A 21,431-nucleotide genomic window follows, 5' to 3' on the forward strand; every position below is an offset into this window, starting at 1 on the left:
ATTCAATATTCATTGTAAATGAAATAATTATTTCGGCATTAAAACCGTGTCTACTACATGTATTACCCCGTTTTTCTGGTTTACATCTGCAATAGTTACCATACTCATGCCGCCTTTTTCATCTTTTAACATCAGTTTACTTGCTTTCATCCATGCCCAAAGTTTTCCGCCCTCAACAGTTGTAAATTCTGCTTTCCCGTTTCCTTTTTTGATCGCAGCTGCAATGGCTTTACTGTCCATTTTACCTGCAATAACATGGTAGGTTAAAACTTTGGTTAACATTGTTTTATTTGCAGGTTTAAGCAAAGTCTCCACTGTTCCTTTTGGTAGTTTATCAAAAGCACTGTTTGTTGGCGCAAACACCGTAAAAGGGCCTTTGCCTTTCAGGGTTTCTACCAGGCCTGCAGCCTTTACCGCCGCTACCAGCGTGGTATGGTCTTTTGAATTTACTGCATTATCGATAATATCCTTGGTGGGATACATTGCTGCACCTCCGACCATTTTGGTGCCAGCCGACATACTCATTTTTGACTGCGCCTGAACCGTAGTATTTGAAGCAAATGCGATAGCTACTATAGCAACTGCTGATAAGAAAATTCTTTTCATGTTTTTCGTTCTGTTATATCTCCATGTACGCAGAATGGATAAAACATGGATGTTGAATATGAAAATATATATTTTAATATTATTGACTTTCAGTTGTTTAAAATGATAAGTATCCTTGGATCTGATGTTTTTTGATAAACTTCTGTGTTAAGGCCCAGGATCAGGCGACTACTTATATTGCCCGGGCAGTTGTTTACGCACGCCATACTTTCAAGGGATATCTTAACCTTAAGCTATTGAAAAGCACAGAAATCTGTTAAAATTCCCTGAGGGCAATAATTTCGAACTCCCAAAAGGAATAAACGTTAGACTAATGAAAATAAAGGGTTACCTTTTTTAATGCTATTGTATTAATAAACAAGTAATTAATTTAAACTTCAAAACAAAACAAAATGAAAAATGCATTCAAATTAGGCTTTTTGGCCTTAGCCTTATCGCTAACGTTCGCAGCCTGTTCAGGAAAAAAAGCTGACAGTGCTGATTCTAAGATGGCAGATTCTTCGATGACTGACACCATGATGAAAGATACCATGATGAAGGACACCATGATGAAAGATACCATGAACAAAATGTAATCCTTATCCTTCAACCTTAAAAGGGCATCCAGTAAATTGGTGGCCCTTTTTTTATGGTAATTTAAGGAAGGAAATAATCTGGTACATCAATTGCAATGCAAAGCATTTTTAAAAGATGCATTTTAGTATACCTTTTGCCATAGGTATAGGGGGGACTCAGCTTATTGATCTATTTAGCCATCCAGTTTAAGAACACAATCTCATGCGGTTTCTTATCTTACTTCGCGTAATTTTTTGTAAATGGACCAACCACTGAACAGATAAATGAGCGTGATCACCATAAAGATCCAAAGTGGGATATTTTTGCCAGAGATAATCATATACAGATAGGGCAAGCTGTAGCCTAAAGCAGCAAAAAGCAAAGGCAGTAAAAAAGACTGTTTTTGCTTTAAATTTTTAACTGCCCGACCAAGGAAGATGAGAAATAATAACTTACTTAACAGGTAAAAAATACCAAACAGCCAAGGATTCAGCTTGTGTAAATAAGCTTGGTGGAATAAGTAATCTTTGATAAGGATGAAGTAATGGGCCATATTATTCCATATTAGTTTATCTCTGCAGATAGTGAAACAAGTTTTTCTAAAGTTGCATATCCTTCCCATTTTTTGGCAAGGGTACCATCAGCTTTAAAGAAAAATAGTGTTGGGGTAGCCCTAATTGGGTACAGTTCTTTTAGCTTTTTGCCATCCTCGCTATCGATATCAATAGCCGCATTGATGAATTTTGAATTATAAGTATCTCCAACCTGCTTTTCAACTAAAACTTCATGTTCCATTTTTTTACAGGTTGGGCACCAGCTGGCATGAATAAAAACAAACAATGGTTTTCCTGCCGACCTGGCTTCGGTTTGAGCCTGGATAATAGATATTGATTTAAGCTGAACGCCGCTATCCGAATTTAACATGGGTTTATACTTGGTACGGCAAGCACCAAAGAGCACAATCCCTATAAGTGCAACTATCATTAGGATGTATTTCGGTTTGATCTTCATATTAGGCAGTAGTTAAATTTACGTATTGTTTATTGTTTTTGATCATTGACATTCCTTCTCTGTACGTCATGTGCACCAAGCCTTTACTTTGGCGGTTTTGTTTGCTTATCCGGTATAAGATGTCCCAGTGACGAATGATCTCCTTCCAGGCAAAAAAGATAGAGTGTTTGGGGTCGTATATATGGGCAGGTTCGCTGGCAGCCCCGTTAACTTCAATTATCATGAATCTACCCGCGCACAGCTCGGACCAGCTACTGTACTTAATATCTAAGCGGCCGTAAAAAAAACCTGGAATCTTTTTGCAAACTGCGTCGATGTGTTGTAATGGATCCAGGCTTATCTGGTGGCTCAGATCGCTGAATTTAGCGCCGCGACTATGGTTGCCATAAGGGGCGGGATAGTAAGTTTCGCCGACAGGCAAAACATTTTGCAACATGCTGCTATCGGTCTTTGTTAGCGACTGGATTTGTAGCAGGTATCTTGGATTTTTAACCAGTAATTCCAATATTGTTGATTTTCCGTCGCCAGTAACATTCATCAGTTCCTTACCCACAATACCGGTTACAGTACCTTTATTGCTGCCCGGCATCCGGCTATAAAATATCCCCGCTTCGTTGGGGAAGCTTATGTATTCCTGTAACAAAAAATCTACCTTGCTGTTACGCGCATATTGTGCAAGGTCGTCAAGTGTGTTAAGCAGCTTAACCTGCAGGCCGCGTTGTCCTATATCAGGTTTTGCTATCAGCGGTAGTTGCATTCCAATAAAGTCGAGTGCGGTACCTGCTTTAATCAACAAAGTTTTAGGACAATGTTGCGATGGGATATGGGCATAAATATCATTTTTATTATCCATAGCAAATCCGCCGTTCTTCATGCCGGGGTTGGCGGTATTAAAAAAGAACATCGAACGCGATTTGATGCTTAGCCAAAGCCAGTAAAACATCACCGGAATATAAACCATATAATAGGGCCAGTATTCCCAGTTAAATAATTTGACAAAGAGGATGCGTAAGCCCAGCCAAGGTATCTTTTGCTTAAACGCGTTTAATTTTTCTACGTGTCGCGAGCCGGTTTTTAGGTCATCATAAGTCATGGTGATTTTGCCGGATGACATTCGGATACTGGTAATACTAACTGTGCTAATAGGGCCGCTCAACCGTTCACTCTCGTGAAAGCCCATTACTGAGCTGCTATCCAGGGGAATGTCCGACTTTAACCATTTTTTAAATTGGCGAGCTTTATCAGCTTGAATTGCTTCATTATAAAGTGTTGGGGAACTCCAGATATAAGCTCTTTTTTTGTCAAGCGATGTTAGATGTTTTTTATTGCCATCCCAACGGCATTCATAAAGTAATTTGTTTGCACAAACAACTAAAGTAAAGGGTTCCACATCAAATAGATTAGCTGCTTTAAAATACAAATCGGGCTTATCAGAACCTATTGCTTCTAAGACGATTGCCCCCTGCTTTTAGTATAGGTAGGTTTTTGATTGTGCTTTACAAATGCTCCATTCAAAAGTACTACGATGTTTCCGGTTGCTTTAGCGGCTATCCAACTGCCATTTTTGTCAGGATCTTTTGGGTAAAGTACATCGCCATCAAACGCTTTGTAAATTGCAGGGGCAAGGGCGGGGCTACGATGACGGTGTTCGTCGCGGTTAGAGGTTAGGTAAAAGCCATCATTTGTTGGGATATAGGTTACTGTGCACATGCTTGTCTGAATTTTAATGTTGAAGCCGCAATGCCGAATCCCGGCGGAATTTCAATGATCGAAACCGCATTAACGCCTATGCGGATCAAAGCCATATGATGAACGGTGTGCTCCATATTATAAACAAGTTCCCTGTAATAATTGGTGGCAATGCTCTGTTTATCTCCATAATTTACAATAAGACATAATTCCCTATCTGGTTTTCCTAAACTATCGCTTATATTTTGCAAATGCGTTATAGCAGTATCTCTATTGCTTTCTAACTCATAGCTTCTTTGTCGCTGATCATAATCAACTGCACCACTCAAATAACCTTTGTTGAGCTCAATGAAAAACTCTAGGATATGGCGGGTATGCTGTCCGATGGTGGAACCGGATAAAACTGTTACAGGCTGCGTAAACTGCTCATTGGTTAATGCTGCTATAGTTACGCATAATTGTTCAATCAAATGAGTTATCGATTCTTTAAACTGCATAAGGCCCGGATTTTATAAAGGGAATATAATCGAGTAATTGCTTCCTTAATAAGAATACCAGCGCTGTACAACTGCTAAAGGTGAGTATCGCTAATATAAATAATTTACCGCCATCATTTTGCACGTTGATCCCTAATTTCGTCAGGTGGAAAAAGATAGCGCCGGTGATAATACCAACACCTGTTAGCGCGCCCAAACTGGTGGTCCGGGGGATCAGGATCAATACCGAGGCAATCAGTTCCACACAGCCGATACCGATGCGGCCCCAGGGTTCCATTCCCAATTTGGTGAAGATGTAGACCGATTCAGGAGCGGCAGTAAATTTAAAGAACAGGGTTTGCAGCATGATCGCTGCGGCCATCAGGCGCAGTGCCCAGATAACTATATTAGAGGTTTTAGTCGTCATGATGGTTAAGGTTTATTGATTTTTTATTGTCGGCCATTGCTGGTCCGCCTTGATAATCAGGTTGCTTTGGTCTTTCGACCACATCTCTTTCACTTTAGAATTGTAGTTGAAATAAAGCTTGTCGTTCACAATGGTCCAGGTATCGGTTTGCGTAGTGGCTTTATGTCCGTCGGCAGTACCATAAGCACAATAGCCACCGTATTCCGGAGCATATTTTTCGGGCGTTGCCTTAAACGTGTTCAAGTCTTCGGTATTTGCAAAAAGCCAGGTGGCGTTGTTCCACTCGTAGGAAAGGCTGTCTACGCCTTTAACTGCCTTAGACTGTTTAAAGAAAGCAACCGGGTCATATCCTTTTATGGCTTTACCGCCTGATACAAATACTGCTGATTTTTGCGCACTGGCGTTTAAAAAACTAAAAGTTGCAAGTATTGCAATGATGATGGTTCGTTTCATATTGTGTTTAAATTAGTTTGGTTGATATCAGTTTTGAACAAATTTATTCCAGTTAGCATCCGCTTTTGTTTTCAGGTTGCTTTCGTTCTTATCCCAGGATTTTTTGGTGTTATTGAAGAATTTATTGTAGAAGAGGTATAGCTTGCCATTTACCAGCTTAAAGGTTTCCGGGTCTACTGATACCTTTTTGCCATTATCGCCCATGGCAAAAGCGCACCAACCGCCGTATTGAGGCTCGTATTTGGATGGGGATGCTTTAAAAAGATCACGATCCTGCGTGTTGGCAAAGCGATAGGTTATGCCTTCAATTAATAGCGCAATATCTTTTTTGCCTTCAACTGCTTTTTGTTTGGTGAAATAAGTAACAGGGTCATAACCAGAAAGGGCCAGACCTGATTGATCTAAATTGTACTGCCTTTTTCGTGTTTCCACAGAAATCTGTGCATGTACGTTGCTTAGCGTAAAGCCTGTTAGTAGTAAAAGAAGAATGAATTTGTACATGATGTTGTGTTGTTGTTTTCCTGCTTTGTCGCAGGTATCGGCAAAACCTTACAATAAATTTTTATTTGTAAGGAAACCGCAGACTTAGCGACTAAATCTGAAACCTAATTAATCAGCACATGAGACATTTTATCTATTGGAGCGCTGTAATCGCATTTACTATAAGCTTTGCCTCCTGTAAAAAAGAAACCACGCCGACAATGGTTCTAAACGAAAAAGTCGATACCGCTGCGGCCAAACTGGTAACCGGTAGCAGCGATTTCAGCAATGGATCGTATGGGCAAGTTACCGGTGCGGCCCGCATTTATGTTACTAATGGGAAGTACCAACTGGCATTGGAAAATTTTGCCAGCAGCAACGGCCCCGATCTTAAAGTGTATATCAGCAAGGAGCAGCAGCCGTTCAACTTTGTGAACCTTGGTTCCCTTTACAGTACTCAAAAGTCAAGATGTGTGCTTTCTGAACGTTTTGATGTTCAGTGTTTTATATCGAATTCGGTGAGTCATTTCAATTTTTCATTTTACTCACCGAATCACTCACCAGAACTATGCGAATTTATGCATATTTTGTGGGGTGCCGGAAATGAAAAAAGCCTGCTATCATACGATCTGCAGGCTTTTGTTGGTTTTTGAAACCATATTGGCGGAGAGTGGGGGATTCGAACCCGCGGACCCTTTAACAAGTCAACAGTTTTCAAGACTGCCGCAATCGACCACTCTGCCAACTCTCCGCCGCAAAAGTACAAACTTGAAGCAAATCTGCAAATAATTTCTACTTAAATATTTTAATTAATATTTTAACTCTTGCTAATCATTTAGTTAGCAGGCATAAAAAAATCAAAAAGCATCAATATACAGCTAATTTAAGCTCTATATATTGGAGTTTTGTGTTTGTGTTTTGGACTAAGCGGTCTGTTTTGGTAAGATTTTTTCGTGTTCTACCGATAAAATTCCATTTCCTTCAATCGCAAAACAGATTAATCCTACCAATACTGAAACCGAAAACCAAAATTCTGAATAGGGTTTAAAAATGCCTCCCGAAATATTGATGAAGAATACGGCACCGATTAGTATGGGTAAATTAATGAGGCAAAATGTACGTGTGTAGGTCCCCAGGGTAATGGCTAAACCACCGATAATGTGTAATACAATAATGAAATGTGCCAGTAAGCTAATGCTTATTGCTGTACCTAAGAAAGCGCCTCTCATTAAATTACTAAATGCTTGCATATTGACGTAAAAATCAATGCCCTTCCAGATTAAAACGAGGCCTAATAAAATTCTAAAATAATCTAACCATTTTGGGTGGTGATGATCGCCCCAGTTCTCGATTTTCTTAAGCATGTTCATAACTTATATATTTTGGTTAATACAATTTACGCATAATAAAGGATAATAACAATGGATATTAATTAATTGATTTTGAGGGTGAAATAGAAGGGATTGATGTATGAGAAGAAAGATTGCTTGCCCGAAAGGTCGGGGCAGGCTGTCGGCTGAAAAAGCCTTTCGTAATGACGATTCTTCGCGCCTGATAACTCTTTAAAATTACACCTTCTTCTTTTCTGCGATCCTGCTGTTCAAGTAATCAGTAGGTGACATTCCAAACTGCTTGGCAAAATTGCGTCCGAAGTGCGATTGTGAGCTATAACCCACCATTTCAGAAATCTCGTAAATTTTCAACAGTCCTTCGTTTAAAAATTCAGCAGCTTTCTTTAACCTCGCCAAGTTGATCAGCTCGTTGGGGCTTAGGTTGGAAATCGATTTGATCTTGCGGTACAGCGTAGGGCGGCTCATGTTCATCTTCTCGGCCAGATGCTCTACATCCAGGTCGGGATTGCTGATGTTTTTATTGATGGTATCCTGCAGTTTTTCTAGAAATACCTCATCTGCTTTTGAGTAGGCAATACTTTTAATATGCAATAGGGGGGAACTGGAGAAATATTCCTTGATTTTGTTCCTGTTTTTAATCAGGCTGGAAATCTGTACCTGCAAAAATTCTGGTGAAAAGGGTTTTTCTACATAAGCATCTGCTCCCAGTTCCAAACCTTCTATTTTTGATTGTAGCGAATTTTTTGCAGTAAGTAGGATCACGGGGATATGGCTGAACTCAAGGGTCGATTTTACTTTTGCGCAAAATTCAAAGCCATCCATTTCGGGCATCATCACATCGCTGATAATGAGCTGAACGATTTCACGCTGTAAGATTTCCAAAGCTTCCACGCCGTTTCTGGCCTGTAGAACATGGTATTTTTCTTCAAGGTCATCCGAGATAAAATCAAGGATATCCTCATTATCATCGACCAATAATACCACGTTTTTCTCTATTTCCTGTTGATCTTTCATCGTGAGCGAACCTACAATTTCTTCCATTTTCCGTTCAGGTTAAATTCAATAAGTTGATGGATGGGCAGTTCTAATACAAATATATTAAAATGATGGTCATTAACATCCAGGCACAACTCGCCGCTATGCAGCTGTGCGAGCGATTTGGAAATGGAAAGACCTATGCCCGTTCCGGTGGCGATCTGCGTTTCTTTAGCCCTGAAAAAAGGTTCAAAAATTTTATCTTTGATTTCTGCAGGTATTTTATTGCCGTCGCTTTTAACGCAAATCTTAAATTTATCCTGTTCGGCTGATTTCGATAAACTGATTTCAGCTGTCGTTTTTCCATATTTAATGGCATTATCAACCAGATTGCTGATGATTTTGTAAAAAGCTTCGACATCGATATAAGCCTGGAATGCTTTTTCGGGCAAGTTGATGGTATAAATGATATTCCGATGTTCGGCTGCGGGCTGAAACTGGAGGAAAACATCCTTTATTATCTCACTGATATCTGCCTTTACAAAGTTTAGCGAAAAATCGCTGGTTTCGGTTTTCCTGAAATCGAGCAATTGATTGGTAAGTTTGAGCAGGCGATCTGTATTTCGGCCCATAATCCGCAGGTTTTTTTCAATGGCAGGCACAGCATCGGCCTGTTTAATCAATTTTTCCATTGGCCCGATGATAAGGGTAAGCGGGGTCCTGATCTCGTGAGCAACATTCGTAAAAAATTCGATTTTGGCCTGATAGACTTCCTTCTGTTTTTCATGCTCAAAAACTTCCATACGCCTGCTGTTTTTTAGCGCGATTTTTTGATGGTATCTCCGCACCAAAAAGAAAATAATTGCCCCGGCTACAACCACATAAATAAAATAGGCAAGAGGGCTAAGATAGAAAGGCGGTAGGATTTTGATGAGCAGTTTTACATTTTTGTTGCTCCAGGTACTGCTGCCTTCCACCATGGCTTTCACTTCAAAAATATATGTGCCCGGTGCAAGTTTTGTGAAATATACTTTCCGATTGGTTTTCAAGTACTCCCAATCTTTATAAAGCCCGGTCATTTTGTAAGCATACTCCGTCATTTCGGGCGAACGGTAGCTTAATGCTGCAAAATCAATGCTGAACGAAGATTGGTTATGGTTTAGTTCGATGGTATCGGCGTAAACGATCGATTTATTGGATATCGAATCGGTACCGTTTAAATCTGTTCCGGTACTGTTGATCTGAAATCCCGTTAAGAACACGGGGGTTTGGTAAATGGTCGGTTTAAGGTCGGCAGGATCGAAGCTGATTAGTCCTTTTACGCTTCCAAAGTACATTCTGCCGTCTTTGTCGTGATAGGCCGAGCTGTAATTAAACTGGTCGGTCAGCAATCCATTTGCTTTAGTATAGGTTTTGCTTGTTCCCGTTGAAGGATCGAAGTGGATTAACCCGCGAGTACTGCTGATCCAGAACTTATGAGAAGCATCTTCCTCAATACGGAACAGATAATTACTGGGAAAACCATTTTTTACACCATAACGTTTAAACCCTTGCGTTTTTTTATCAAATCTGGAAAGGCCTCCGCCATCTGTAGTGATCCAGATATGGTGTTTGCTATCTTCAAAAACGCTGTTAATGGTATTGTGGCTCAGGCTTTTTTGGTCATTCGCTTTATTCCGATAGTTTACAATCCCAGGTTTAGTTAAATTAAACTGAAAAACACCATCATTAAAGGTGCCCGCCCAGATATTGCCCTCACTGTCTTCAATCACCGAATCATAAAACAGAAAAGGTAAGCCTGCAATGGGTTCAAAATCGTCGCGTTTGCGGTTGTAGCGGTAAATTCCGTTAATGGTGCCTACCAAAATTTCTCCAGACCTTGTTTTGCAAAAAGTAACAATAAAATTAGTTCGGAGTGCATTTCCGATACCTGCCTGATAGTGTTTGATTACCTTTTCGGTCTTCAGACTGATCACATCCAGTCCATGTTCAAAAGTGCCCACCCAGAGTTTATCGCCATCTACCAACAGGCCATGGATATTGGAATAAGCAATGCTCCCGGGTTTTCCATCGGGCAGAAAATGTTTAAATATTCCAGTTTTAGGATCAAGTTTGTTCAGCCCGGCATCTTCGGTACCGATCCAGAAATTACCAGCCTGATCTTTTGTGATTTCCCTTACATCGCTTCCGCTAACGGAATTTGAGCCTTTCTGTGGGAAATATTTGGTGAACAGCGAGGTATGGCTCGAATAATAGTTTAAACCGCCAAAATAAGTGCCTGTCCAAACGCCGCCTTCACGGTCCTGACAGATGGTATAAATGGCATTGTCACTTAGGGAATAATCGTTATTATATTGTTTCTGGATATGTGTAATCTTCTCTGTTTCGTCGTTGTAGATGTAAATGCCCGATTCGGTTGCAATCCAGAATTCATGAGGACCGGTTTTTTTAATGTCCCTTACAAAAATCGGTGTCTGATCGTCGTTCAGTTTTATAATATTCTTAGATTCTAAGGTAGTTGGGTTAAATAATTTGACCCCCTGATTGGTGGTGCCGATCAGCAGCTGGCCACTTTCAGTTTCTGCGATGCGCGATACCCAGCCATATTCCGGCTTTTTATTTTTGCCGTTCACATTAAAGCTTTCGAAATTATTTTTTTTCTGGTTGTATTTTTCCAGTGTCCCCCTGCCGGTACTGATCCAGATACTGCCGTTTTTTAACACCGTAACCAAAGAGGCGTCAAAAGGGGCATTGGTGCTAAAAAGCTTTATTTTCTTGCTGCTTTTATGATAGAGGTATATTTTAAAAGAAGATAAAATCCAAAGGTTTCCGTTCTGGTCGCTGGCTAGATCGATAATCCGCATGCCTTTTGTTTCTTTGATGAGCGAAAAACTTTCTTTTGATGGATTGTAAGCATATACTCCGTCGTTGGTACCCACCCAAAGGATTTGATTCTGATCGTGGTGAAGCGCATAAATCAGGTCGTTGCCCAAGCTGCCGGCCTTTTCGCTATCGCGACGATAGGTTTTAAAAGAATAACCGTCAAACCGGTTCAGCCCGTCTTTTGTTCCGAACCACATAAAGCCGTTCCCGTCCTGTACACTGCAAAAAGCCGTATTGTTGGAAAGTCCGTTCTCAACCTGGTAATGCCTGAAATAGTAAGGCTGCGCCCAAAGCAGGTTGGCCGAAAGTAACAAACATAAAAGGATGATGAGTTTTTTCAATATATATTGGTCAGCAGCTTCAAATATATTAAAGAAATGGCTGCCTTTCTGCCTAAATAAAATTTGAGCAGATAAGTAGAAAGATTGAGACAGATCGGTTTTGTGCTGAAGTTCAAATGCTGTTATTTGGTGCCGCTAACCAAAGAACCCAACCGTGAAGAAATTTAAAACCCCTTGTTTATTTATATTGTTGTTTTTGTCGTTGGCTGCTACGGCACAACAAATACGCATTGCACCCTCTCCCTTGTACCGGGATCCGATTTATGACGGAGCTGCAGACCCGGTGCTGGTATATAACCATGCTGAAAAAAGCTGGTGGATGCTTTATACCCAGCGAAGGGCAAATGCACAAACCAATGATGTGGCTTATTGTTATGGAACCAATATTGGTGTGGCCACCTCTACCGATAAAGGACAGACATTTGTGTATAAAGGTGCATTGAATCTGAATTTTGAACCTGGCGTGAATACTTTTTGGGCACCTGATGTGATTTACGAAAATGGCATCTACCACATGTACCTTGCCTATATTCAGGGCGTGCGCAACCACTGGGGCGGTACCGCTAAAATTGCACATTATACCAGTAAAGATCTTTGGAAATGGAAATACAAAGGTTTTATCTCCCTCAACTCAGAACATGTAATTGATCCTACCTTACTAAAAATGCCTGATGGCGAATGGCATATATGGTATAAAGACAGTTCCAAGGGGAGTATTACCATGACTGCTGAAAGTAAAGACCTGCAACATTGGACGGCCCAGACTGAACCTGCCATAGGTGGGGCACCGCACGAAGGTGCGAAAGTTTTTTTCTTTAATAACTGGTACTGGATGATTACCGATGAGTGGCACGGGCAACGTGTATACCGATCGAAAGATGGCAAAAGCTGGGAAAAACAGGGCATGTTATTGGATGTGCCGGGGCATCGGCCAGAAGATACGCCAACGGGTGCCCATGCAGATGTGCAGGTAATAGGTAGTAAAGCTTATATTTTCTACTTTACCCATCCCGGCCGTAAAACGCATTTTGAAGGAACGTTAGACCAGGACTTTACTTTTTCGTACGCCAATAAACGTACATCGATACATGTTGCGGAGCTGGAATTTAAAGACGGAACGCTGGTTTGCGACCGCGATAAACCTTTTGATTTTTATCTGGGGCAGCCTTAATTTACTTTTATTGGTTGCCGCATACTGCAGGAAGGTTTCAAAGTTACTTTGATGGGTTGCTGCATGCTGCAGGAGGGTTTCAAAGTTACTTTGATGGGTTGCTGCACACTGCAGGAGGGTTTCAAAGAAGCTTTGATTGGTTGCTGCATACTGCAGGAGGGTTTCAAAGTAACTTTGATTTGGCTCTACCTATGGTGGGAAGCTTTCAAAGTAAAATCTGATCTTTTATATAATTTTAGATTTATTACTGTATAAAAGTTTATCTGTAAAATATTGACCACCTCAGTCTCCTTAATACAACTAAGAAGCATTTTCTGTTGAGCCATTGTGAGTGGCCAGTTGAATTAAACCTCCGGGTGTGATTAGTTTGTGCCCAAAACCAACTGACTCTTGTTAAATAAACCCGATAGTAGCGTAAAACCCGCAGGTGAGGTACGAGCCAAGGCTTTGAAGCGGATAGCGGGACTTCCCTAACCGAAACGTGCCAGCCCCATCATTTCCAATATGATAATAACCAGCCAGGGAATGCAATTAATTATACCGCTTGATTAACTGCCCTTTTCAGTTAAGGATTTAACCACAGATGTACACAGATAAACACGGATTTTTATATCTGTGTGCATCCTTTTTATCTGTGGTTAACTAATTGCAAAACTTTACCCTAAATAAAATATCTGTGTGTATCCTTCTTATCTGTGGTTAGTTGTATTTCTGTAATCTCCTCCAACAAAAATCGAGACAAAATGGAGAAAGATTGATACAAATGCGTATCCCGCTCTAATGCTAAAAACCGAATCTTTGAAAAGAATTAAATCGAACTAAAACCATTTACTTCTAGTAACTAACCAAATCACTAACCAAATATGAAAAGAAGTTTATTCTCCTATGGCGGCTTTGTACGCATGGATTGGTACTTGCTTCAAAAAATGTTTTTGAAACGCAAAATCCTTTCTGTTATTCTTACTTCAATTACCTTACTCTTACTTTCATTTCAGCTCAGTGCACAGGAACAAAGCACCGTTACAGGTACCGTTACTGATGAGAAGGGCGAAACCGTTGTGGGTGCCAGCATTAAAATTAAGGGTACTACTACTGGTGCAACAACTGATGGTGACGGAAAATTTAAAATCCAGGTAGCCGATAAAAATGCGACCCTGATTTTTATTTATGTAGGTTATGTCAACCAGGAAGTTGCACTGGCCGGTCGTACGCAGGTTAATGTTAAACTTAAACCTTCCAATAACGATCTTTCGGAAGTGGTGGTAGTGGGGTACAACACACAGAAAAAAGAAGCCATCACTGGCGCTATTTCGTCCATTAGCAGTAAAGATCTTGAAAAAGTACATGGCGGTTCTACTGTAAGTACGGGCCTTGCAGGTAAACTACCCGGCGTTTCATTCAGGATGCCTGATGGTAGGCCGGGATCGAGTGCCAACATCCAGATCCGTAACATGGGTAATCCATTATACGTAATTGATGGGATACAGCAGGATGCAGGGCAGTTTAATAATATCTCGCCCAACGATATCGAAACCATTAGTGTGCTAAAAGATGCTTCGGCCGCTATTTATGGTAGCAGGGCTGCTAACGGGGTAATTTTAGTGACCACTAAAAGAGGTAAAAACAGTACCCGTAATACCTTTAGTGTTGATGCTTATACCGGATGGCAGAACTGGGTACGTTTCCCTGAAACGACCGATGCTTACCAATGGATGTTGGGAAAAGCTACAGCGGAATTAAACCAGAACGGCAAAACAGATATTACCCCGGCCGAACTTGAAAAATGGAAAGCCGGAACAGAATATGGCTATCAGAGCCAGAACTGGAGAGATATCATCATTGCACCCAATGCGCCGCAATCTTCAATTAATTTAAGTGCTTCAGGTGGCAGCGACAAAGTAAATTATTACTTTTCGGGCACGCACCTGGATCAGAAAGGGGTGTATGGAACGGCACGTGAATTCGATTTTAACCGGACCAATATCCAGAGTAATATAGAAGCTAAAATAACCGACCGTTTTAAAGTGGGGATGTTGATTAACGGCCGTATCGAAAGCCGCGATCAGCCGGGCGTACCTGGTGGTGACGATTATTTTGCTGCCCGTTTTGCGCTATTGAGAAACAGGCCAACCGAACAGGCTTATGCCAATGGTAATCCGAATTACCCGAATGATATCGGGCACAATACCGAACAGTTTGCTGTACAGAGCAAGGCCTTAACCGGTTACTGGAAATCTGACTGGAGGGTTTTACAAACCAATTTATCTGCAAGTTATGATACGCCTATAAAAGGTTTGGAGATAAAAGGTTTATACTCTTATTACATCGCCGATAACGTAATTAACGGCCACGAGTATACCTACAATGTATATACTTATCATCCGGAAACTGGTGTTTACGAAGAAAAAGTTGGAAGTTCTAACCCATACAGGGAGCGCAGAAACGAAAAAATATACACCAATACTTATCAGTTACAGGCCAACTACAACCGTACTTTTGGTAAACACACTGTTGGTGGCGTTTTGGTAGCGGAGCGTTTAGACCGTTTTAGAACCTATACTTTCCAGCATGCCGTACCACAGACCAATATTCTGCCTGTTTTGCAGTTCGCAGATATGGATGGACAGGATTTTGCTGATATCCAGGAAGAAGAAGCCCGTATTGGTTACGTCGCCAGGGTAAACTATAATTATGACAATAAATATTACCTGGAACTTTCTGGCCGTAGAGATGCCTCGTGGAAGTTTGCACCCGACAGGAGAGTAGGCTATTTTCCTTCAGCATCCATTGGTTGGAGAATAACACAGGAGGAGTTCGTAAAATCATTTTTAGGTGAGAGCAAGATATTAAATGATTTAAAACTCCGTGCTTCCTACGGACAGCTTGGAGATGATGATGTGGGCATCGATCCCTATGCTTATATTCCTGGCTATAGATACAATCAGGGAAGTGTGATTTTGGATGGAAAGAATATTACTACGTCCAGGGATAAGGGGCCGATTATTAATAACCTCACCTGGTTTAAGAGCAAGATTACTGATATCGGTTTGGACTTTGTGATGTTCAACAGCAAGCTTTCAGGAACAGCTGATTATTTTTATAGAAAACGTACCGGATTGCCGGCAATTAAAAACGATGTGGTGGTTCCGATTGAACTGGGCTATGGCTTAAGTCCTGAAAATCTGGAAAGCGATGCGCAGTTCGGGGCCGAATTTGCATTAAATTACCGGGATAAAATCGGAGAATTTAATTACAATGTTGGAGGAAATATCTCCATCAGTAGAAGGAAGTTTTTAGATCAGTATAAACCGCGTTACGGTAACTCATGGGACAATTATAGAAACAGCAAAAACCAGCGTTATACCGATATTTTTTGGGGATACGAGGTAACCGGCCAGTTTCAGAACGTAGATGAGATCAATAATTATAAAGTAAACATTGATGGACAGGGAAACCGATCATTATTGCCTGGCGATTTAATTTATAAGGATCAGAACGGTGACGGTGTGATCAATGACCTGGATCAAAGACCAATCGGATATACCACAACAGGTCAGCCTAACATTGGCTTTGGTTTTACCATTGGTGGCTCTTACAAAAACTTTGATTTTACAGCCGATTTTTCAGGCGGTGCGATGTACTCCTGGAACCAAAACTGGGAGCAGCGCTGGGCATTCCAGAATACGGGGGCTTTATTGCAGAGTTTTGCAGATGACAGCTGGCACCGTACCAATCCATACGACCTGAATAGCGCATGGATCCCTGGAAAATACCCTGCACTGCGCTTCAATGATGGCGGACACAGCAATTATAACAAAAACTCCACTTTCTGGCTACACAATGTTAGGTACCTGCGTGCCCGTACGCTTGAAATTGGTTATACCATACCCAAAAGATGGGCTGAAAAAATCAAGATACAGAATGCCAGGGTATATGTAAACGGATATAACCTGTTTTCTATCGATAACCTGAAAGATTATGGTGTAGACCCTGAAATTGCAGATGATAACGGATTACAGTATCCACAGAATAAGTTTTTTAATATCGGTATTAAATTAACGCTGTAACATGAAAAAGACTAATCAGATGAAAAAAATTATATATGCATTTGCTGCCATCGCCTTTTTGAGTTTTGCGCAGTCGTGTAAAAAAGATTCAGAATTTTTAGATAAACAACCTACCAGCACCCTGCCCATTGATGCGGTATGGAAAGATCCAAACCTGGTGCTTACCGTTGTTGGCGATCTTTACGACCGTTACCCGGATTACCAGACCATCGAGGCATGGTGGGCTTTTACCGATTTTGACGAAGGTTTTGCCTCCGCCAGCGGCGATTATTTCCGTCACCAGAATTTAGAATATGGTTATGATGCCTGGAGATACTGGGACATGGGTGTTTACGGTTATATCCGCGACCTGAATATGTTTATTAAACGCGGGCAGGAATCTACCGCTTTAAAAGCAGAAGACCGCGATCGTTTCCTTGCCGAAGCACGCTTTATCAGGGCGGGGGTATATTTCGAAATGGTAAAAAGAATGGGCGGTGTGCCATTGATCACCACCGTTTTAGATTACGATTATAGCGGCGATCCAAGTTACCTTCAGTTTCCAAGGGCAAAAGAAACCGACATTTATGATTTCGTAATTTCTGAACTTGAAGCCGTAAAAACTATATTACCCGATAATCCGACTGTACAGAGCAGGGCTACAAAAGCTGCTGCACTTGCCATGGAATCAAGAGCAGCATTGTATGCAGGTTCAATTGCCAAATACAGCAACTCGCAGTTAACCTTGCCAGGTGGAGAAGTGGGTATATCATCTGGGCTTGCCAATGCTTATTTCACCAAATCATTAGCTGCTGCAAAAGAGATTATCGATGGTGGCAAATATTCGCTATACAAAAAGAACCCTAATCTATCTGATAATTTTGCCGCACTTTTTACCGATAAAGGCAGTAATCCGGAAGTGATTTTTGCAAAGGATTTTAAATTGAAAACCAATAAGGTTCACGGTTTTACCATTGATAACCAGCCAAGGTCTTCTGCGGAAGAAGCGCAGGGAGGGCGTTTAAACCCATCCTTGAACCTGGTTCAGTCTTTCGAAAAACTGGATAATACTTATGCATCTATGGCCTCGGTTGATGGAAGTGGTAACCCGGTTTATTACAGTGGGATCACCGATATCTTTGCGGGTCGTGATGCACGTTTGGCAGGAACGGTAATTCTACCGGGAACGCAGTTTAAAGGCAAAACCGTTGATATCTGGGCTGGCTATCAATTGGCCGATGGTTCTATCGTAACAGGCGATAATTTCGGACAGACCAAAACTAATGTGCTTCCGGGCAATGCAGGTTCGGTACAGGTGGTTGGTGCCGACGGCCCTGTAGATGGACTCGAATTCAGTGCACAGTCAGGTTTTTATGTTCGCAAATATTTAGATCCGGCAACAGGTTCAGGCCAGATTGGTACCCGGAGTGAGGTTTGGTGGATCCGCTACCGTTATGCTGAGGTTTTGTTAAATGCGGCTGAAGCAGCTTTTGAACTGGGCGATCCGGCTACGGCAGCTAACTACATTAAACAAGTAAGAGACCGCGCAGGATTAACTGTTGCTTTAACCCCGGCGCAGATCACTTTCGATCGTATTGTACACGAGCGTAAAGTAGAATTAGCTTTCGAGGGACATGAACTTTGGGACATGAAACGCTGGAGACTGGCTGATAAGGTTTGGAACGGTAATAACATGTCGGCAGCCGATTTCATTAATGCAAGCAACATTGGCAGCGCAACGCGCACCAGTACGCAGGTATTTGGTTTGTGGCCATACAAATATTATAACCCTGGCAACGCAAACCATTTGAAATATATTTTTAAAGTGATCAAACCAGGTCGTGTAACCGCTGCACACCGTTTCCGTATTGGAAATTACTATTCTTCAATCGGGCAGGATGTACTTAACGGAAACCCTAAAATTGTAAGAAACCCTAACCAATAAGCAGATATAGATATGAAAATTAGATTTTATTTCATGATAGGGGCACTTATTGCCGTACTTTTTGCTTCATGTAAAAAAGATAACTACGATGCACCCGAAGCCGATTTTACCGGACGGATCGTTTATAAAGGAGAACCCATCAGTGTGCAGTACGGTCAGGTTAATTTTGAACTCTGGCAGTCAGGTTTTGGTAACTATTCTGCGCTGAATGTTAATGTAAGCCAGGATGGAACCTATTCTGCCAAATTATTCAACGGAGATTATAAATTGGTTTTTTCGCCGAACCAGGGGCCATTTTTATGGAAAAAGAACGCTGCCGGCAGACAGGATAGCATTGCAGTAAACATTAACGGCAGTAAAACCATGGATATTGAAGTAATGCCTTACTACATGATCCGCGGAGCCACACTTACCGCTGCTGCAGGTAAAATAAATGCTTTTTGCAAACTTGAGAAAATCATCACCAATGCCGATGGCAAGGATATAGAAAATGTATCGCTGTACATTAATAAAACACAGTTTGTGGATGGTAGCAATAATATCGCTACCCAGCAGATCAGTGGTGCAGCTATCGCCGATCTCAATAACCTGAACATGAGTGTAACGATCCCGGGCATTACCCCTACTCAAAATTATGTTTTTGCCAGGATAGGCGTTAAAATTGCCGGTGTTGATGATTTGATTTTTACCCCGGTAACTAAAATAGGTTTTTAATTAATGACAGTATCCACAACGAGAATCGTCATCTCGACTGAAGCGCAGCGAAATGGAGAGATCTATAATAGATTTCTCGGCTGCGTTGCACTTCGCTCGAAATGACGATCTCTTATGGGAATGACGATCAATCTAAATATTGTTAATAATCAATACCTTACCCTCAGTTAATCATTATTAATGAAATATATTTATGCCCTTTTTTTATGCTTTTCACTCTGTTCGGTTAGCAAAGAACTACTTGCAAAACCGCTGAACGACCCCTTTTATCTAGCCGATCCAATCATTTTTGCAGATAATGGCAGCTATTATTTGTATGGTACCAGTAGCGATCAGGGTTTTTTGGTTTATGTTTCAAAAGACCTTAAAACCTGGAACAAAAAGTCTGAAAATAATGGATTTGCTTTAAAAAAGGGTGATGCTTTTGGGAGCAAGGGATTTTGGGCACCGCAGGTATTTAAAAGGGATAATACTTATTATATGGCCTACACCGCTGATGAGCAGATTGCCATTGCTCAGAGCAAAAGTCCTTTAGGTCCATTTAAACAGGAAACACCAAAAGCCATTTCCGGAGCTGGAAAACAGATCGATCCTTTTGTATTTACCGATACTGATGGCAAGAATTACCTTTATCATGTAAAACTCGATAGGGGTAACCGGATTTATGTGTCCGAACTGAAGGCCGATTTTTCGGATGTTGTTCCAAACACAGCAAAAGAATGTTTATCGGGGACCGAATTTTGGGAAAATACCGCAAAAACCGATTGGCCCGTCACCGAAGGACCAACGGTACTTAAAAAAGATCAGCTCTATTACCTTTTTTATTCCGCAAACGATTTTAGAAATCCCGATTATGCTGTAGGTTATGCCACTTCAAGCTCACCAAGGGGGCCATGGAAGAAATATGCAGGAAATCCCATTATTAGCAGAAAGTTATTGAAATTCAATGGAACTGGTCACGGCGATTTTTTTACCGATCAAAAAGGAGCCTTGCAATATGTATTTCACACCCATCATAACAATCAAAAAGTATCGCCAAGGGCTACAGCTATTATAAAGGCTGCTTTTGTAAAAGATAAAAACGGTACTGACCAGATGGAGATTGATCCTAAAAGCTTTCGCTTTTTAATGCAGGGCATAAATTGATTGCTTTTGTGGAAATATTGAAACAAAAGAAGGCGGATTTCAGAAAAGAAATCACTTTTTTTAAAGGTCGATAAAATGCAGCAGCCTGAAAAAAAATAGCAGGTGTAAAACTTTAAAAATGAATAAATTGAAACTAAAATTGTTTTTCGCACTGTGTTTTTTGGCGATGGGAGGCTTAAATGCACAAACATTCACCAATCCCCTGTTGTCATCCGGTGCCGATCCTTATAGTTACTACAAAGATGGTTATTACTATTATACCAATTCGCTGGGCAACCGCGTAGATCTGTGGAAAACCAAAACTTTAAGTGACCTTAAAAATGCCCAGCGGAAAACCATCTGGAAAGCGCCTGCCGGAACGATGTACAGTAAAGAAATATGGGCACCAGAGGTGATGTTTTTGAGAGGGAAATGGTATGCCTATTTTGCTGCCGATGATGGCAAAAATGAAAACCACCGCATGTATGTATTGGAAAACGCCTCCGCCGACCCGATGAAGGGCGATTGGGTATTTAAAGGCAAGATCGCTGATCCTACAGATAAATGGGCCATAGATGGCGATGTGATCGATTTTAAAGGCCAGCTGTACATGATCTGGTCGGGATGGGAAGGAAATGAAAACGGTAAACAGGAAATTTTTATGGCTAAACTTAAAAATCCATGGACGGTGGATGGAAACCGCGTAAAAATTTCTACTCCAAAATTCGACTGGGAAAAAATAGGCGATCTGGGTGGTGGCGCCCACGTTGATGTAAACGAGGGGCCACAATTTCTGGTACATGGCAATAAAATTTTCATCATTTATTCAGCCAGTGGCTGCTGGACTGATTTTTATGCGCTGGGTATGCTTTCAGCTTCAGCAAAAAGTAACCTGCTGGATCCAAAATCCTGGACGAAGGCTGATCAACCTGTTTTTCAGCAGTCGCCAAAGGATGGCGTTTACGCTCCAGGCCACAATTCTTTTTTTAAATCACCTGATGGGAAAGAAGACTGGATTCTCTACCATGCCAACGATAAACCAGGGCAGGGCTGTGGTGGCTTCCGTTCTCCAAGGGCGCAAAAATTTACCTGGAATGCTGATGGCACCCCGAATTTTGGGTTCCCTGTAAAACCGGGCGAAAGTTTAGCCTCACCTTCAAACCACAATAATAACTAATCAGA

Annotated in this window: 19 protein-coding genes and 1 tRNA gene; 8 read left to right on the forward strand and 12 right to left on the reverse strand. The window is 41.2% G+C overall.

Annotated elements, in window-relative coordinates:
* Positions 1-27: 27 nt before the first annotated feature.
* Positions 28-606: a fasciclin domain-containing protein gene (locus H9L23_RS01925; RefSeq protein WP_187593414.1), complete on the reverse strand. Its 579-nt coding sequence runs from the start codon at positions 604-606 to the stop codon at positions 28-30.
* Positions 607-998: 392 nt separating this feature from the next.
* Here H9L23_RS01925 and H9L23_RS01930 point away from each other — a divergent pair, with 392 nt between their 5' ends.
* Entirely contained in the window at positions 999-1,181 is a 183-nt protein-coding gene (locus tag H9L23_RS01930; RefSeq protein WP_187593415.1) for a hypothetical protein, read from the forward strand.
* Positions 1,182-1,725: 544 nt separating this feature from the next.
* Here the strand turns inward: H9L23_RS01930 and H9L23_RS01935 are convergent.
* The 7 genes from H9L23_RS01935 to H9L23_RS01965 are packed head-to-tail and all read right to left on the reverse strand — an operon-like array spanning position 1,726 to position 5,718.
* Positions 1,726-2,172 (reverse strand): thioredoxin family protein, encoded by a 447-nt coding sequence (locus H9L23_RS01935; protein WP_187593416.1) that lies wholly within the window; start codon positions 2,170-2,172, stop codon positions 1,726-1,728.
* Position 2,173: 1 nt separating this feature from the next.
* Entirely contained in the window at positions 2,174-3,592 is a 1,419-nt protein-coding gene (locus tag H9L23_RS01940) for an ATP-grasp domain-containing protein (protein ID WP_223191027.1), read from the reverse strand.
* Between the two features lie 26 nt (positions 3,593-3,618).
* On the reverse strand, positions 3,619-3,882 hold the full coding sequence (locus tag H9L23_RS01945) for an NRDE family protein (RefSeq protein WP_187593417.1): 264 nt from the start codon (positions 3,880-3,882) through the stop codon (positions 3,619-3,621).
* Positions 3,870-4,358 carry a DinB family protein gene (locus tag H9L23_RS01950; RefSeq protein ID WP_187593418.1) on the reverse strand — a complete coding sequence of 163 codons (489 nt, stop codon included), beginning with the start codon at positions 4,356-4,358 and terminating at the stop codon, positions 3,870-3,872. The genes H9L23_RS01945 and H9L23_RS01950 overlap by 13 nt, the downstream gene beginning before the upstream one ends.
* The gene (locus tag H9L23_RS01955; protein WP_187593419.1) at positions 4,348-4,764 is read right to left on the reverse strand and encodes a DoxX family protein; all 417 of its coding nucleotides are present in this window, start codon (positions 4,762-4,764) and stop codon (positions 4,348-4,350) included. Before H9L23_RS01955 ends, H9L23_RS01950 begins: the two co-directional genes overlap by 11 nt.
* Before the next feature lie 12 nt (positions 4,765-4,776).
* Positions 4,777-5,217 (reverse strand): YHS domain-containing (seleno)protein, encoded by a 441-nt coding sequence (locus tag H9L23_RS01960; protein WP_187593420.1) that lies wholly within the window; start codon positions 5,215-5,217, stop codon positions 4,777-4,779.
* A 27-nt stretch (positions 5,218-5,244) separates the two neighbouring features.
* On the reverse strand, positions 5,245-5,718 hold the full coding sequence (locus tag H9L23_RS01965; RefSeq protein ID WP_187593421.1) for a YHS domain-containing (seleno)protein: 474 nt from the start codon (positions 5,716-5,718) through the stop codon (positions 5,245-5,247).
* Positions 5,719-5,837: 119 nt separating this feature from the next.
* Here H9L23_RS01965 and H9L23_RS01970 point away from each other — a divergent pair, with 119 nt between their 5' ends.
* Positions 5,838-6,350, forward strand: a complete 513-nt coding sequence (locus H9L23_RS01970) for a DM13 domain-containing protein (protein ID WP_187593422.1) — start codon at positions 5,838-5,840, stop codon at positions 6,348-6,350.
* Between the two features lie 8 nt (positions 6,351-6,358).
* On the opposite strand, the gene H9L23_RS01975 is transcribed toward H9L23_RS01970, so the two are convergent.
* From H9L23_RS01975 to H9L23_RS01990, 4 genes are all read right to left on the reverse strand, one after another.
* A tRNA-Ser gene (locus H9L23_RS01975) sits at positions 6,359-6,448 on the reverse strand.
* A 172-nt stretch (positions 6,449-6,620) separates the two neighbouring features.
* Positions 6,621-7,061: a DoxX family protein gene (locus tag H9L23_RS01980; RefSeq protein WP_246474813.1), complete on the reverse strand. Its 441-nt coding sequence runs from the start codon at positions 7,059-7,061 to the stop codon at positions 6,621-6,623.
* 204 nt (positions 7,062-7,265) lie between these two features.
* Complete coding sequence (locus H9L23_RS01985) at positions 7,266-8,090, reverse strand: response regulator transcription factor (RefSeq protein WP_187593424.1); 825 nt, start codon at positions 8,088-8,090, stop codon at positions 7,266-7,268.
* The gene (locus H9L23_RS01990; RefSeq protein ID WP_187593425.1) at positions 8,075-11,248 is read right to left on the reverse strand and encodes a ligand-binding sensor domain-containing protein; all 3,174 of its coding nucleotides are present in this window, start codon (positions 11,246-11,248) and stop codon (positions 8,075-8,077) included. Before H9L23_RS01990 ends, H9L23_RS01985 begins: the two co-directional genes overlap by 16 nt.
* Before the next feature lie 154 nt (positions 11,249-11,402).
* On the opposite strand from H9L23_RS01990, the gene H9L23_RS01995 reads away from it, so the two are divergent.
* The 6 genes from H9L23_RS01995 to H9L23_RS02020 all read left to right on the forward strand — a co-directional run bounded on the left by H9L23_RS01995 (position 11,403) and on the right by H9L23_RS02020 (position 21,426).
* A complete protein-coding gene (locus tag H9L23_RS01995; protein WP_223191028.1) occupies positions 11,403-12,419 on the forward strand; it encodes a glycoside hydrolase family protein in 1,017 nt (338 codons plus the stop codon).
* 863 nt (positions 12,420-13,282) lie between these two features.
* Positions 13,283-16,486: a SusC/RagA family TonB-linked outer membrane protein gene (locus tag H9L23_RS02000; RefSeq protein WP_246474814.1), complete on the forward strand. Its 3,204-nt coding sequence runs from the start codon at positions 13,283-13,285 to the stop codon at positions 16,484-16,486.
* Positions 16,487-16,505: 19 nt separating this feature from the next.
* On the forward strand, positions 16,506-18,410 hold the full coding sequence (locus H9L23_RS02005) for a RagB/SusD family nutrient uptake outer membrane protein (protein WP_187593426.1): 1,905 nt from the start codon (positions 16,506-16,508) through the stop codon (positions 18,408-18,410).
* 12 nt (positions 18,411-18,422) lie between these two features.
* Positions 18,423-19,124 carry a DUF3823 domain-containing protein gene (locus tag H9L23_RS02010; protein WP_187593427.1) on the forward strand — a complete coding sequence of 234 codons (702 nt, stop codon included), beginning with the start codon at positions 18,423-18,425 and terminating at the stop codon, positions 19,122-19,124.
* A 180-nt stretch (positions 19,125-19,304) separates the two neighbouring features.
* Positions 19,305-20,270: a glycoside hydrolase family 43 protein gene (locus H9L23_RS02015; protein WP_187593428.1), complete on the forward strand. Its 966-nt coding sequence runs from the start codon at positions 19,305-19,307 to the stop codon at positions 20,268-20,270.
* Between the two features lie 118 nt (positions 20,271-20,388).
* On the forward strand, positions 20,389-21,426 hold the full coding sequence (locus H9L23_RS02020; RefSeq protein ID WP_187593429.1) for a glycoside hydrolase family 43 protein: 1,038 nt from the start codon (positions 20,389-20,391) through the stop codon (positions 21,424-21,426).
* The last annotated feature ends 5 nt before the right edge of the window (positions 21,427-21,431 follow it).

The sequence above is a fragment of the Pedobacter roseus genome (assembly GCF_014395225.1).
Classification (GTDB): Bacteria; Bacteroidota; Bacteroidia; order Sphingobacteriales; family Sphingobacteriaceae; genus Pedobacter; species Pedobacter roseus.